Source organism: Sporosarcina sp. FSL K6-3508, from assembly GCF_038615825.1.
Classification (GTDB): Bacteria; Bacillota; Bacilli; order Bacillales_A; family Planococcaceae; genus Sporosarcina; species Sporosarcina newyorkensis.
In genome coordinates this window covers 1-15,620 of sequence record NZ_CP152016.1, presented here as the reverse complement: position 1 = coordinate 15,620, position 15,620 = coordinate 1, and the positions used below count along the sequence as shown (strand labels likewise).

7 protein-coding genes and 3 rRNA genes are annotated in these 15,620 nt (G+C 44.9%); all 10 read right to left on the bottom strand.

The annotated features are described in order from the left end of the window. Positions 1-297: 297 nt before the first annotated feature. Positions 298-413: ribosomal RNA gene (gene rrf / locus MKX97_RS00050) — 5S ribosomal RNA — on the bottom strand. A gap of 71 nt (positions 414-484) precedes the next feature. Further along, a 23S ribosomal RNA gene (locus MKX97_RS00045) occupies positions 485-3,410 on the bottom strand. 252 nt (positions 3,411-3,662) lie between these two features. Beyond that, positions 3,663-5,214 (bottom strand): 16S ribosomal RNA (locus tag MKX97_RS00040). The 16S, 23S and 5S rRNA genes sit together here, the layout of an rRNA operon. 473 nt (positions 5,215-5,687) lie before the next feature. Then, on the bottom strand, positions 5,688-6,800 hold the full coding sequence (locus tag MKX97_RS00035; RefSeq protein ID WP_342536626.1) for an HD-GYP domain-containing protein: 1,113 nt from the start codon (positions 6,798-6,800) through the stop codon (positions 5,688-5,690). A 139-nt stretch (positions 6,801-6,939) separates the two neighbouring features. Continuing rightward, positions 6,940-9,450 carry a DNA gyrase subunit A gene (gyrA, locus tag MKX97_RS00030; protein ID WP_221837387.1) on the bottom strand — a complete coding sequence of 837 codons (2,511 nt, stop codon included), beginning with the start codon at positions 9,448-9,450 and terminating at the stop codon, positions 6,940-6,942. Between the two features lie 73 nt (positions 9,451-9,523). Beyond that, on the bottom strand, positions 9,524-11,446 hold the full coding sequence (gene gyrB, locus MKX97_RS00025) for a DNA topoisomerase (ATP-hydrolyzing) subunit B (protein WP_176132623.1): 1,923 nt from the start codon (positions 11,444-11,446) through the stop codon (positions 9,524-9,526). A 48-nt stretch (positions 11,447-11,494) separates the two neighbouring features. Next, positions 11,495-12,613: a DNA replication/repair protein RecF gene (gene recF, locus MKX97_RS00020; RefSeq protein ID WP_078818764.1), complete on the bottom strand. Its 1,119-nt coding sequence runs from the start codon at positions 12,611-12,613 to the stop codon at positions 11,495-11,497. Then, a complete protein-coding gene (yaaA, locus tag MKX97_RS00015; protein WP_078818773.1) occupies positions 12,603-12,842 on the bottom strand; it encodes a S4 domain-containing protein YaaA in 240 nt (79 codons plus the stop codon). Before yaaA ends, recF begins: the two co-directional genes overlap by 11 nt. A 120-nt stretch (positions 12,843-12,962) precedes the next feature. Continuing rightward, positions 12,963-14,099, bottom strand: a complete 1,137-nt coding sequence (gene dnaN, locus MKX97_RS00010) for a DNA polymerase III subunit beta (RefSeq protein WP_221837395.1) — start codon at positions 14,097-14,099, stop codon at positions 12,963-12,965. Positions 14,100-14,270: 171 nt separating this feature from the next. Then, entirely contained in the window at positions 14,271-15,620 is a 1,350-nt protein-coding gene (gene dnaA, locus MKX97_RS00005) for a chromosomal replication initiator protein DnaA (RefSeq protein WP_342536625.1), read from the bottom strand.

The window sequence follows — 15,620 nt, the reverse complement described above, 5'->3', positions numbered from 1 at the left end:
TTTACATGAATATCAAAAGAAAACCTAACAATCCATTTTTCAACCTTTCACAGAATCCCTCTCCAAATGAACCATTCCACTCGGAAAATGAGCCAAATCTTCATTGAAACACACCAATCCAGGAACTACACGAACCTTTCTCTCCACTCACCGCACCAATCCGCCTCAAGTGCGAACATTTCTCTCACTGCACCACACCAAACGGTTTCATACACAACGAGCCGTCTCCCTCTTTTTATATTTTCAGGAACACAAAAAAGCCACTCACTATGATGTCCATAGTGAATGGCTTCGCATGCCTAGCAACGTCCTACTCTCACAGGGGGAAGCCCCCGACTACCATCGGCGCTGAAGAGCTTAACTTCCGTGTTCGGTATGGGAACGGGTGTGACCTCTTCGCCATCGTTACTAGACAGATGAGTAAAGCTTGTTCACTCAAAACTGAATAAAAGACATTGTGTACATCAAGTAGTACTTCTTAAAATAGGTTAAGTCCTCGATCGATTAGTATCTGTCAGCTGCACACGTCGCCGTGCTTCCACCCCAGACCTATCCACCTCATCATCTTTGAGGGATCTTACTTACTTGCGTAATGGGAAATCTCATCTTGAAGGGGGCTTCATGCTTAGATGCTTTCAGCATTTATCCCGTCCATACATAGCTACCCAGCGATGCCTTTGGCAAGACAACTGGTACACCAGCGGTATGTCCATCCCGGTCCTCTCGTACTAAGGACAGCTCTTCTCAAATTTCCTGCGCCCGCGACGGATAGGGACCGAACTGTCTCACGACGTTCTGAACCCAGCTCGCGTGCCGCTTTAATGGGCGAACAGCCCAACCCTTGGGACCGACTACAGCCCCAGGATGCGACGAGCCGACATCGAGGTGCCAAACCTCCCCGTCGATGTGGACTCTTGGGGGAGATAAGCCTGTTATCCCCGGGGTAGCTTTTATCCGTTGAGCGATGGCCCTTCCATGCGGAACCACCGGATCACTAAGCCCGTCTTTCGACCCTGCTCGACTTGTAGGTCTCGCAGTCAAGCTCCCTTATGCCTTTGCACTCTACGAATGATGTCCAACCATTCTGAGGGAACCTTTGGGCGCCTCCGTTACTCTTTAGGAGGCGACCGCCCCAGTCAAACTGCCCACCTGACACTGTCTCCTGCCCGGATCACGGGCATGGGTTAGAAGTCCAATACAGCCAGGGTAGTATCCCACCAACGCCTCCTCCGAAGCTGGCGCTCCGGAATCCAAGGCTCCTACCTATCCTGTACAGGCTGCACCGGAATTCAATATCAGGCTACAGTAAAGCTCCACGGGGTCTTTCCGTCCTGTCGCGGGTAATGCGCATCTTCACGCATATTATAATTTCACCGAGTCTCTCGTTGAGACAGTGCCCAGATCGTTACGCCTTTCGTGCGGGTCGGAACTTACCCGACAAGGAATTTCGCTACCTTAGGACCGTTATAGTTACGGCCGCCGTTTACTGGGGCTTCAATTCAGAGCTTCGCTTGCGCTAACCCCTCCTCTTAACCTTCCAGCACCGGGCAGGCGTCAGCCCCTATACGTCACCTTACGGTTTTGCAGAGACCTGTGTTTTTGCTAAACAGTCGCCTGGGCCTATTCACTGCGGCTCTCTCGGGCTATTCACCCTACCAGAGCACCCCTTCTCCCGAAGTTACGGGGTCATTTTGCCGAGTTCCTTAACGAGAGTTCTCTCGATCACCTTAGGATTCTCTCCTCGCCTACCTGTGTCGGTTTGCGGTACAGGCACCTCCCGCCTCGCTAGAGGCTTTTCTTGGCAGTGTGAAATCAGGGACTCCGGAGACAATTCTCCTTGCCATCACAGCCTAGTGTTATATGAGAACGGGATTTGCCTCGTTCTCCACCTCACTGCTTAGACACGCAACCAACTGCGTGCTCACCCTATCCTACTGCGTCCCCCCATTACTCAAACGGCGGGGAGGTGGTACAGGAATATCAACCTGTTGTCCATCGTCTACGCCTATCGGCCTCGACTTAGGTCCTGACTAACCCTGAGCGGACGAGCCTTCCTCAGGAAACCTTAGGCATTCGGTGGAAGGGATTCTCACCCTTCTTTCGCTACTCATACCGGCATTCTCACTTCCAAGCGCTCCACCAGTCCTTCCGGTCTAGCTTCAACGCCCTTGGAACGCTCTCCTACCATTGACTTGCGTCAATCCACAGTTTCGGTGATCCGTTTAGCCCCGGTACATTTTCGGCGCAGCGCCACTCGACCAGTGAGCTATTACGCACTCTTTAAATGATGGCTGCTTCTAAGCCAACATCCTGGTTGTCTGGGCAGCGCCACATCCTTTTCCACTTAACGGATACTTGGGGACCTTAACTGGTGGTCTGGGCTGTTTCCCTCTCGACGATGGATCTTATCACCCACCGTCTGACTCCCAAACATAAATCATCGGCATTCGGAGTTTGTCTGAATTCGGTAACCCGGGATGGGCCCCTCGTCCAAACAGTGCTCTACCTCCGAGATTCTTTCGTTTGAGGCTAGCCCTAAAGCTATTTCGGAGAGAACCAGCTATCTCCAGGTTCGATTGGAATTTCACCGCTACCCACACCTCATCCCCGCATTTTTCAACATACGTGGGTTCGGGCCTCCAGTCAGTGTTACCTGACCTTCACCCTGGACATGGGTAGATCACCTGGTTTCGGGTCTACGACCCCATACTCATGCGCCCTATTCAGACTCGCTTTCGCTGCGGCTCCGCTTTCTCAGCTTAACCTTGCATGGAATCGTAACTCGCCGGTTCATTCTACAAAAGGCACGCCATCACCCATTAACGGGCTCTGACAATTTGTAGGCACACGGTTTCAGGTTCTATTTCACTCCCCTTCCGGGGTGCTTTTCACCTTTCCCTCACGGTACTGGTTCACTATCGGTCACTAGGGAGTATTTAGCCTTGGGAGATGGTCCTCCCGGATTCCGACGGAATTTCACGTGTTCCGCCGTACTCAGGATCCACTCTGGAGGGAATGCACTTTCGACTACGGGGCTGTTACCCACTGCGGCGGATCTTTCCAGATCGCTTCGTCTAATGCATTCCTTTGTAACTCCGTATAGAGTGTCCTACAACCCCAGGAAGCAAGCTTCCTGGTTTGGGCTCTTCCCGTTTCGCTCGCCGCTACTAAGGGAATCGATTTTCTTTCTCTTCCTCCGGGTACTTAGATGTTTCAGTTCTCCGGGTGTGCCACGATCACGCTATGTATTCACGTGAACGTACTGTCCCATTACGGACAGTGGGTTTCCCCATTCGGAAATCTTCGGATCAAAGCTTACTTACAGCTCCCCGAAGCATATCGGTGTTAGTGCCGTCCTTCATCGGCTCCTAGTGCCAAGGCATCCGCCGTGCGCCCTTTCTAACTTAACCTATAAAAGGTCCAACGTCTCTCTAGCGATAGAAAGAACGAAGGTTAAAAAGTTTACATGAATCAAACAAAATGTTCGATTCGGTTGATTACTTGATTACTTTCAATGTCGTTTTATCCAGTTTTCAATGAACAAGTCTAAAGAAAAAAGCTTTGAACACTCAAAAAATGAGCCTTCAAAACTGAACGCAAAACGTTAACGTGACGGATCGAAGATCCATCTTCCGAATGCCAAGATGGCATACTATCCTTAGAAAGGAGGTGATCCAGCCGCACCTTCCGATACGGCTACCTTGTTACGACTTCACCCCAATCATCTGTCCCACCTTCGGCGGCTGGCTCCCGTAAGGGTTACCCCACCGACTTCGGGTGTTACAAACTCTCGTGGTGTGACGGGCGGTGTGTACAAGACCCGGGAACGTATTCACCGTGGCATGCTGATCCACGATTACTAGCGATTCCGGCTTCATGCAGGCGAGTTGCAGCCTGCAATCCGAACTGGGAACGGTTTTGTGGGATTGGCTCCCCCTCGCGGGTTTGCAGCCCTCTGTACCGTCCATTGTAGCACGTGTGTAGCCCAGGTCATAAGGGGCATGATGATTTGACGTCATCCCCACCTTCCTCCGGTTTGTCACCGGCAGTCACCTTAGAGTGCCCAACTGAATGATGGCAACTAAGATTAAGGGTTGCGCTCGTTGCGGGACTTAACCCAACATCTCACGACACGAGCTGACGACAACCATGCACCACCTGTCACCGCTGTCCCCGAAGGGAAAGGCATGTCTCCATGCCGGGCAGCGGGATGTCAAGACCTGGTAAGGTTCTTCGCGTTGCTTCGAATTAAACCACATGCTCCACCGCTTGTGCGGGTCCCCGTCAATTCCTTTGAGTTTCAGCCTTGCGGCCGTACTCCCCAGGCGGAGTGCTTAATGCGTTAGCTGCAGCACTAAGGGGCGGAAACCCCCTAACACTTAGCACTCATCGTTTACGGCGTGGACTACCAGGGTATCTAATCCTGTTTGCTCCCCACGCTTTCGCGCCTCAGCGTCAGTTACAGACCAGAAAGCCGCCTTCGCCACTGGTGTTCCTCCACATCTCTACGCATTTCACCGCTACACGTGGAATTCCGCTTTCCTCTTCTGTACTCAAGTCCTCCAGTTTCCAATGACCCTCCACGGTTGAGCCGTGGGCTTTCACATCAGACTTAAAGGACCGCCTGCGCGCGCTTTACGCCCAATAATTCCGGACAACGCTTGCCACCTACGTATTACCGCGGCTGCTGGCACGTAGTTAGCCGTGGCTTTCTGGTAAGGTACCGTCAAGGTACAGGCAGTTACTCCTGTACGTGTTCTTCCCTTACAACAGAGCTTTACGATCCGAAAACCTTCTTCACTCACGCGGCGTTGCTCCATCAGACTTTCGTCCATTGTGGAAGATTCCCTACTGCTGCCTCCCGTAGGAGTCTGGGCCGTGTCTCAGTCCCAGTGTGGCCGATCACCCTCTCAGGTCGGCTACGCATCGTGGTCTTGGTAGGCCGTTACCCCACCAACTAACTAATGCGCCGCGGGCCCATCTCACAGTGACAGCCGAAACCGTCTTTCAACATCTCTTCATGCGAAGAAATGGATTATTCGGTATTAGCCCCGGTTTCCCGGAGTTATCCCCATCTGTAAGGTAGGTTGCCCACGTGTTACTCACCCGTCCGCCGCTAATCTTTAGGAGCAAGCTCCCAAAGATTCGCTCGACTTGCATGTATTAGGCACGCCGCCAGCGTTCGTCCTGAGCCAGGATCAAACTCTCCATAAAAGAGAAATTCGAGTTAGCTCGATTTCTTGCTGGCATCATTTAAGATACTCATTTTGTTTATGTCACCGGCAGAGCCGATGCACAAACGTATAATTCGTTAACGTTTTGCTGTTCAGTTTTCAAGGTTCATATGGCTACTCTTTCGTAAGAGACAACTTTCTTATAATACCAAATCGCTGTTTCGTTGTCAACGCTTTTTCTTAAAAAGTTTTAAAGTGTTGTTCGGGTGTTTTGTAACTCCCCGATGCGACGCTTATAAATATACCACCGTCTATTCTGTATTGCAAGCTTTTTTATCAAATTCTTTTAAAAGACTTGATTTAAAGCCTTTAAAAAGTAATTTACTAGATCCAGTATAGTAATTCCGGCTATAGTTTCAACTATATCAAGGCTTCTGATCTTAGAAACACAGATATAAAGAATTGTTGATCCTCTTTTTTATTATATAGAAGAAGGATCAACTTTTATATTTATTAGAACATCTTTTCAATAGTAATCTTTCTATTTGCGGATAAGTCAATATGTGTACCGCTGCCGAGGACTTTAACAATCGGCCGCAAAGGAAAATCCCGGTGCAAGTAAATAACTTCAGCTATTTCGTCCGTTGTTAATTTCACTCTTACTCCGATTGACAGTTTATTAATTAAATCATGTAGAACTTGAATGATCTTCACGTCAAACTTTCCAAACTCATCTTCCTTCAATAACTCTATGACTTTGAAAGAATTTTCTTTTTGACGGTATGGTCTTTCAGATGTCATTGCATGATAGACGTCCGCCACTGAAATTATTTGTGCGAACTCTATAATCTCTTGTCCCTTTAAACCTCTCGGATAGCCGCTTCCATCAAAACGTTCATGATGTTGGAGAATTGCTACCTTCATTTCTTGTCTTACTAATGAAGACTCTTGCACCATTTGAAAACTATGGACTACGTGCTTTTTCACTTCATTCATCTCTTCGCTTGTTAAGAATGCTACTTTATCAATGATTTTAGAATTAATTTTTGCCATTCCACTATCCGCCAACACACCCGCAATGCCCACTTGCAGGACTTGTCCCTTGGAATAGCCCATTTGTTCACTAATTAATGCAGCTAAAATTCCCACGCTAATGGAGTGATGTGCTTTGTAGTTTTGGATTGCTGAAAAATCATTCAACCTTCTCACATACTCTTTATTTTCTAGAAACGCTTGAATCACAGGTAATGCAATCGAACGGACTACCGCAACGTCCAGTTTCTTTCCGGACCTGTACCCGGAAAACTCTTTTTGGTAAGCTTCCACCGCTTCATCATACAAAGCCTGTAATGTTCTAGACTTAGGAGGGGCACTTTGATTCACTAATTTCTCCACCTCGGGAGTAAGTTTTACTTCGATTGTCTTTTCAGGTGATTCTAGCTCGGATTGGCTCTGGGCTTTGGATTCAATTAAAACCTTTGCTATACCAAATAAACGAAGCACCTCAATATGTGTAAGTGTTAGTTTCGTATTTTTGGCCACAATCGGGTTTTTTGTATTTACATACAGATCTTCTTTAAGGAAACTACCAGGCCTTAACTCACTGACTTCTTTGTAAACTTCCACTATTTTCACCTAATTTCTTTTTCACTATATCTATTATCATATATTATTCTCATTTATAGGGATAGATGCATGAGTATAAATTCATAAACACAAAAAAAGTTATTGAAGTGACGGTTTACGTCTCTTCAATAACTTTTCTTTACTCTGTATCTTCTGTCTCCACTGAAAGGTCCTCTTGTGCATCTACAGATTCTTCTTCAATGTCTTCCTCATGTTCTTCTTCGCTCTTCTCTACTTTCGCGACCGTAGCGACCCGCTCGTCGTCTGCCAATCGAATTAAGCGGACCCCTTGCGTAGACCGGCCAAATATAGAGATATCGCTGATGGACATACGAATTAGAATACCGTGGATCGTTATAAGCATGAGATCTTCTTCACCATTAACAGCTTTCATCGCAACAATCTCGCCGTTACGATCTGTCATATGCATTGTTTTCAGACCATATCCTCCACGTGATTGCGAACGATATTCACTTTCTGGTGTACGTTTACCATAACCTTTTTCAGTGACCACGAGAATGTCATCACCTTCGTCCACCATGTCCATACCGATGACTTCATCATCTATTCGTAGTCGAATGCCCCTCACTCCTGCTGCTGTCCTGCCGAGCGGACGAATGTCTTCTTCTGCAAAACGAATGAGCATGCCTTGTTTTGTACAGATTGCAATGTCTGAAGTACCATCAGTCGATTTCACTGAGATCAGCTCATCTTCTTCACGCAAGCCTAATGCGATCAATCCATTTGCTCGAATATTTGCGTAACCCATAATTGAAGTTCGCTTGATCACCCCGTGCTTTGTCGCAAAGAACAAATAGTGATCTTCCCTGAACTCACTGATCGGGATCATTGCCGTCACCTTTTCGCCTTTTTCAAAATCGATAAGGTTGATGATCGGTAACCCTTTTGCAGTCCGGCTATATTCTGGAATTTCATAACCTTTCTTGCGGAACACACGGCCTCTACTAGTAAATAATAGGATTGTGTCATGTGTGGATGTATTCAATAAATGTTCGACAAAGTCATCTTCATTTGTCCCCATACCCTGAATACCGCGTCCGCCACGTTTTTGACTGCGATAAGTGTTTGCAGGCAAACGCTTAATATACCCTTGATGCGTTAATGAAACAATGGAATTTTCGACTGGGATTAAGTCTTCATCTTCCAGCATTTCAGAACCGCCCAGCATAATTTCTGTTCGTCGTTCATCTGCAAAGCGTTCTTTAATCTCCGTTAATTCTTCACGTATGATTTCGATTACTTTTTCTTCGTCCGCCAGAATTGCACGCAATTCTGCTATGAGAGTCAACAGCTCTTGATATTCGGATTCAATCTTATCACGCTCTAACCCAGTTAGACGTTGCAAACGCATATCCAAAATGGCTTGAGACTGACGTTCTGATAAGTCGAATGTTTCCATAAGGCTGGACTTCGCTTCAGCCGTTGTTTTGGAACCTCTAATCAACGCAATAATGCGATCTATATGATCTAGTGCAATGCGCAGTCCTTCCAAAATATGTGCGCGGTCTTCAGCTTTATTCAGCTCAAATTGTGTGCGTCGTCGAATGACAACTTTCTGGTGTTCCAAGTAGTGGAATAAAATTTCCTTTAACGATAAAACTTTTGGTTGTTTGTCCACAAGCGCCAGCATGTTGATACCAAAACTGGTTTGCAATGCAGTTTGCTTGTAAAGATTATTCAAAAGTACGTTGGCATTGGCATCGCGTCGGACTTCGATCACAATGCGCATCCCTGTACGGTCGGATTCATCTGCCAAGTGGGTAATACCGTCAATTTTCTTATCACGCACGAGCTCCGCAATCTTCTCAATCAATTTTGCCTTATTCACTTGGAACGGAATTTCAGTAACAATAATGGTTTCACGACCGTTTGATTGCTGCTCGATCTCTGCCTTTCCACGGATAATGAGCGAACCGCGGCCTGTTTCATAGGCACGGCGGATTCCGCTGCGCCCGAGGATCATTCCGCCGGTCGGAAAATCTGGACCCGGAACGATCTCCATCAATTCATCTGTCGTGATCGCACTGTTACCTGCCAGCGCGAGCACTGCGTCAATCGTTTCACCGAGATGATGTGGAGGAATGTTTGTTGCCATCCCCACGGCAATACCTGATGTACCGTTAACTAATAAGTTGGGGTAACGTCCAGGCAAGACTGCAGGCTCTTTTTCCTGCTCATCATAGTTTGCTTGAAAGTCGATCGTGTCTTTATTGATATCACGCAATAACTCCATTGCAATACGGGACATCCGCGATTCGGTATAACGCATTGCAGCCGCGCCATCACCGTCGACAGAACCAAAGTTTCCGTGACCATCGACAAGCATATAGCGATAGCTGAAATCTTGTGCCATCCGGACCATCGTGTCATATACGGCACTGTCACCGTGTGGATGGTACTTACCGATAACGTCCCCAACAATACGTGCAGACTTCTTATGCGGTTTTTCTGCTGTAATACCTAAATCATGCATGGCATATAAAATCCGTCGATGAACAGGTTTCAAACCATCTCGAACATCAGGAAGCGCACGAGATACAATAACACTCATCGCATAGTTCAGAAACGATGTTTTCATTTCTGTATTTATATTTATTTCTTGCACTCCGCCTTGTGGCAAATCTGCCATGTTGTCAAGCTCCTTTCACCACTTACATCTAAAAAATTCTGTTGGCACCGACCAATTACCGATTGGCGACCGATCAGGTATCGATATTTTGTACGTAGACCGCGTTGTCTTCAATAAATTTTCGGCGCGGCTCCACTTCATCGCCCATCAGTTCTTCAAAAGTGGCGTCTGCTTCCATTGCATCTTCCAAACGAACTTGCAGAAACGTACGTTTATCGGGATCCATAGTGGTTTCCCAAAGTTGCTCTGGATTCATTTCACCAAGACCTTTATACCGCGTAATGTCCGGTTTTGGTGAAGCAGGCATACTTCTCAAAATTTCTTGCAGTGCTTCTTCGTCATAACAATATTGCTCATTTTTCCCTGCACGTACACGATAAAGCGGTGGCTGTGCAATGTACACATAGCCGGCCTCAATTAATGGACGCATGAAACGGAAGAAGAACGTTAATAATAACGTACGGATATGCGCACCATCGACGTCAGCATCTGTCATGATCACGAGCTTATGATAACGCGCTTTCTGTAAATCAAATTCGGAGCCAATTCCTGTACCAAGTGCTGTAATGATCATACGAATCTCCGCATTACCGAGTATGCGGTCCAAACGTGCTTTTTCAACGTTCAAGATTTTTCCTCGCAATGGCAGAATCGCTTGGAAGTGACGATCACGTCCATTTTTCGCTGAACCGCCGGCGGAATCACCTTCAACAATATAGAGCTCACTAATCGAAGGGTCTCTCGAGGAACAGTCAGATAACTTACCTGGCAGGCTGGATACTTCAAGTGCTGACTTACGTCGTGTCAATTCACGAGCATTCTTGGCAGCCATACGCGCTCTTGCCGCCATCGTGCTTTTATCCACTACTTTACGGGCAACCACTGGATTTTCAATTAAAAACCGCTGAAGCGCCTCGGAAAACAGGGAATTTGTTATGGTGCTCACTTCTGAGTTTCCAAGCTTTGTTTTCGTTTGTCCTTCGAATTGAGGATCTGGATGTTTAATCGAGATGATTGCAGTCAATCCTTCACGCACATCATCTCCAGACAGATTGCCATCCGCCTCTTTCAACAAGCCATTTTTCCTTGCATAGTCGTTGATCACACGAGTTAGAGCTGTCTTGAACCCAGATTCATGTGTACCACCTTCATACGTGTGTATATTATTGGCAAATGACAGCAGGTTTTCTGCGTAGCCACTGTTATATTGCATAGCAATTTCGATTGAAATTCCATCACGTTCGCCTTCAATGTAAATTGGTTCTTCAAAGATTGGCTCTTTATTTTCATTCAAATGCTGAACGTATGATTTAATACCGCCTTCGTAATGAAATACTTCTGATTTTGGCTCTTCCTCGCGTTCGTCTGTAATCGTTATGCGCAAACCTCGGTTCAGATAGGCAAGTTCACGTAGACGTGTAGCGAGAGTACTGTACTCATATACAGTCGTTTCCGTGAAAATTTCCGGATCCGCTTTGAAACGAATCGTAGTCCCTGTTTCATCAGACTCTCCGATTACTTCAAGCTCTTTTGAAACCGGTCCTCTGGAAAACTCAATCGCATATAGCTTTTGATCAAGCCGAACAAAGACTTCTGTTTTCTCTGATAAGGCATTGACAACAGATGATCCAACACCATGTAATCCGCCTGAAACTTTATAGCCGCCACCGCCGAACTTACCGCCGGCATGTAGAACAGTCATAATGACTTCCACGGCCGGTCTTCCCGTGGATTCTTGAATTCCAACAGGTATACCACGACCGTTGTCGTCTACTCGAATCCAGTTGTCTTTCTCAATTGTTACTTCAATGTGATCACAATAGCCGGCGAGTGCTTCGTCAATACTATTATCCACAATTTCCCAAACAAGATGATGGAGTCCTTTTGCACTTGTCGTCCCAATGTACATACCAGGACGTTTACGGACAGCTTCAAGGCCTTCCAACACTTGTATCTGATTCGCATCATAAGCTGTCTGTACTTCTCTCTCTTCCATTGCCAAGGTGTTCACCTTTCCTTTCCAAACATATCAAACTTTTAATCCTTATCCTTTACGTTGTACGGAACCATCATGGACTTCGAAAATAGCCGCTTGTTGAATAGTGTCATGATCTATTCCCGTAATATTCGTTGTCGTGACAAAAGTTTGAACTTGCCCTTGCATCGTACTTAGCAAGTGTGACTGACGATAATCATCTAATTCGGATAACACATCATCGAGCAACAAGATAGGTGTTTCTCCTACTTCTTGTTTTACAAGTTCAATTTCAGCAAGTTTCAAAGAAAGTGCTGTTGTCCGTTGCTGACCCTGTGATCCAAATGTTTGAATATCGTACCCATTGACAAAAAACTGCAAATCATCACGATGCGGACCTACCAGCGTAAGCCCTCGTTCTAATTCGCGTCTTCGTACCGTCTTTAACTGATCGGCAAAGATCGATTCCATTTCTTCAACAGTCTGCCCAGAATGCAGGTCTTTTAAAGTTCCATATGAAACTTCAAGGGATTCAAGCCCCCGAGAGATCCCTTGATGAATCGGATTTGCCCATTTTTGCAGCAGCTCCATGAAATAAAAACGTTTCCGAATTATTTTGACCGCTACTTGAATATATTGTTCCGTATAAATATCGAACATCACATCTTGAAGATCCAGTTTGCCCCGGTGCTCCTTCAACATTGCATTGCGCTGTTTCAATATTTTTTGGAAACTGACGAGATCATGCAGATAGACCCTTGAAATCTGTCCGATCTCCATATCTAAAAACCGCCTGCGCAGTTGTGGGCTGCCTTTTACAATATTTAAATCTTCAGGCGCGAACATTACCACATTCATCTGCCCCACATACATGCTCAATCGATTTTGTTCGAGATGATTGACTCTTGCTTTCTTTCCTTTTTTGGAAATGGTCAATTCTAATGGCAAACGTCCAAATTTACGTTCGACATCACCTTCTATTTTACCACACTCTTGTTCCCAGCGTATGAGTTCGCGATCATTTGCAGTTCGGTGAGATTTTGCCATGGCCAATACGTAGATCGCTTCCATGACATTAGTCTTTCCTTGAGCATTTTCACCAATCAACACGTTCATGGTGGGGGAGAATTCTAATTCTAGAGAGGCATAATTTCGATAATCCGTTAATGCGAGTCGATCAATATACATCCGACTGTCCAGATTCATCCGCTGACAGTTTATATTTTCCTGCACCCGGAATATTTACAACATCGCCATCATATAATTTTTTACCGCGTCGCTGTTCCGGTTCGCCATTTACATAAACGATGTGTTCTTCTAAAAACCATTTAGCCATTCCGCCTGAACTAATCGTATTTGTCATTTTTAACAACTGACCTAGCGTAATAAATGGCGAGTTAAAATTAACTTTTTCCATTTGCATTCAATCCCTCATCAATAGTCTGTCCCTCTAGTTTACCGAACTTTTCACAATAAGTAAAAAGGATAGCCAACATGTTGACTATCCACTTTATATTTATTTCTTCAATGTTCTTAATTAAAAAGTACGGACCGGTAAAATTAATTGTAAAATCGCTTCACTATCAATTGATTTTAAAATGAACGGCCGCATGCTGCCTGTAAAATGAATCATCAAATCTTGACCATCAATTGCTTTCAATGCATCCATCATATATTTCGCACTGAATGAAATTTTCAATGGCTCGCCTTCAATCTGAACAGCTTCTACCAGCTCTTCTACATTCCCGACGTCTGGCGAATTAGAAGAGATTTGAATATGTGAACTGCCATCTGTTGAAAAGTGAACAATATTGTTGCGGTCTTCACGAGCCAGCAGTGAGGCTCGGTCAATCGCTTGCAATAAATTACGGCCATTTACGGTGATTGACGTTTTGTATTCATTCGGAATCAAGCGTGATGTATCAGGATAATTGCCTTCTAGCAGTCTGGAATAAAATAAAACGTTATGCAGTTTAAATAGAACTTGCTGATTGGCAATAAAAATTTCCACTGGATTCGAATGATCCGGCAAGATTTTACTTAATTCTTGAAGGCTTTTGCCTGGAATGACTGCATTAAAAGGTACACTTGCTTGTACTTCGGGTGTAATAATTCTTCTCGCCAAACGGTGACTGTCCGTTGCAATACAGTAAAGTTCGTCTTCTTTCATTGTCCATTGAACCCCGGTTAATACAGGACGGGTTTCTTGTTGAGATACAGCAAATACTGTCTCTCGAATAATGGATTTCATCAAGTCTGCAGGCAGTTCAAAGCGTTCTGCATCCTTTACATCTGGCAAGATAGGATATTCATCTGCACTTTGGGCAATAATATGAAATTCAGATTGTCCAGAGCGGATATGTGTTTTCATTCCGTCACGTAATTCAATCATAACTTCATTAGTAGGCAATTTACGAATAATCTCGTTAAACACTTTAGCCTGTAATACTAATGTACCCGGTTGAATCATTCGGATAATTTGAGTTCCATCTTCCTCTAGCGGAATAAATGTAGAGATTGTGATGTCTGAATCACTTCCGGTCATCGTCAATCCTTTTTCCGTGGCCTCTAACTTAATACCCGTTAAAATCGGTGTCGTCACTTTATGACTGATTGCTTTGATGACATCGCTTAATCCATCCAACAATCGATCACGCATAATTTCAAACTGCATCTCGATACCTCGCTTATATAATATTAATTAAGTAATTAAAGATAGTAGTAATAGTAATAGGGGCTGTGGATATGTGGAAAAGCCTCCCGAACGTATGCCTATTATAGTTTTCCACATGTGTATAAAACGTGGACGACCTAGCACAGTCTGTCCACAATTATACACAGTTAATTACGCACGTCCAAGTGCCTTTTTAATATCTTGGATATCTTGCTGAAGGGATTTATCAGATTCTAGCATCTTGGAGATCTTCTCATGTGCGTGAATAACCGTAGAATGATCCCGTCCTCCAAATTCCGAACCAATTTTAGGCAAAGAAGAATCCGTCAATTCCCTCGATAAAAACATCGCGATTTGACGTGGAAATGCAATTGCCCTCGTTCTTTTCTTAGCTACAAAATCCTCCAGCCGTATATTGTAGTGTTCTCCAACAGACTTCTGAATATCCAATATGGAAATAATCCGTGGCCTTGAATTCGGAATGATATCCTTTAGAGCCTCTGCTGCGAGATCGGTCGTAATGTCTGCATTCACTAAAGAAGAATATGCTACAACCCGGATCAGTGCCCCTTCAAGTTCTCGAATATTCGAATCAATTTGATTGGCGATGTATAACATCACATCATTTGAGATATCAATGAGACCATCTGCTTTCGCCTTTTTACGTAAAATCGCAATTCGGGTTTCTAGGTCAGGCGGAGCGATGTCCGTAATCAATCCCCATTCAAAGCGTGAACGCAATCGATCTTCAAGCGTAGGAATCTCTTTTGGCGGACGGTCACTTGAAATGATGATTTGTTTGGATTCTTCATGCAGTGTATTAAATGTATGAAAGAACTCTTCTTGCGTTTGTTCTTTTCCTGCTAAGAATTGAATATCATCAATCAATAGTATGTCTACGTTACGATACCGATCCCTGAAATCACCTGCTTTATTGTCACGAATTGAATTAATGAATTCATTGGTGAATTTCTCAGATGACAAATAGACAACCTTCAAGGATGGATTCTGTTCTAGCACATAATGTCCGATCGCATGCATCAAGTGGGTTTTACCAAGGCCAACGCCTCCATAGATGAAGAGTGGATTGTAGGCTTTCGCAGGTGCCTCTGCAACGGCAAGTGATGCTGCGTGAGCAAAGCGATTGCCGGATCCGATAACGAACGTATCAAATGTATACTTTGGATTGAGCATGCCAGCGGAATTGGTCATTGGTACTTTTTCTGTGACCTTTGGCGGTGCTTTCGGTATTTTAATATCATTTTCCACCATATCTTGTGGAACAATGAATTCTATAATCCGATCTTCTCCGGTTAATTCAGACAAAATTCCAGTAATTAAATGGACATAATGTGTTTCTAACCAATCTTTCGCGAATGAATTGGGGACCGCAATCGTTACATTTTCAGCTTCGAAAGTCAGCAGTTTTGTTGATTTTAACCACGTTTCAAAACTAGGCTTTGAAACACGGGTTTCAATATTCTTCAATACCTGATCCCACAAATTCGATAAATTTTCCAA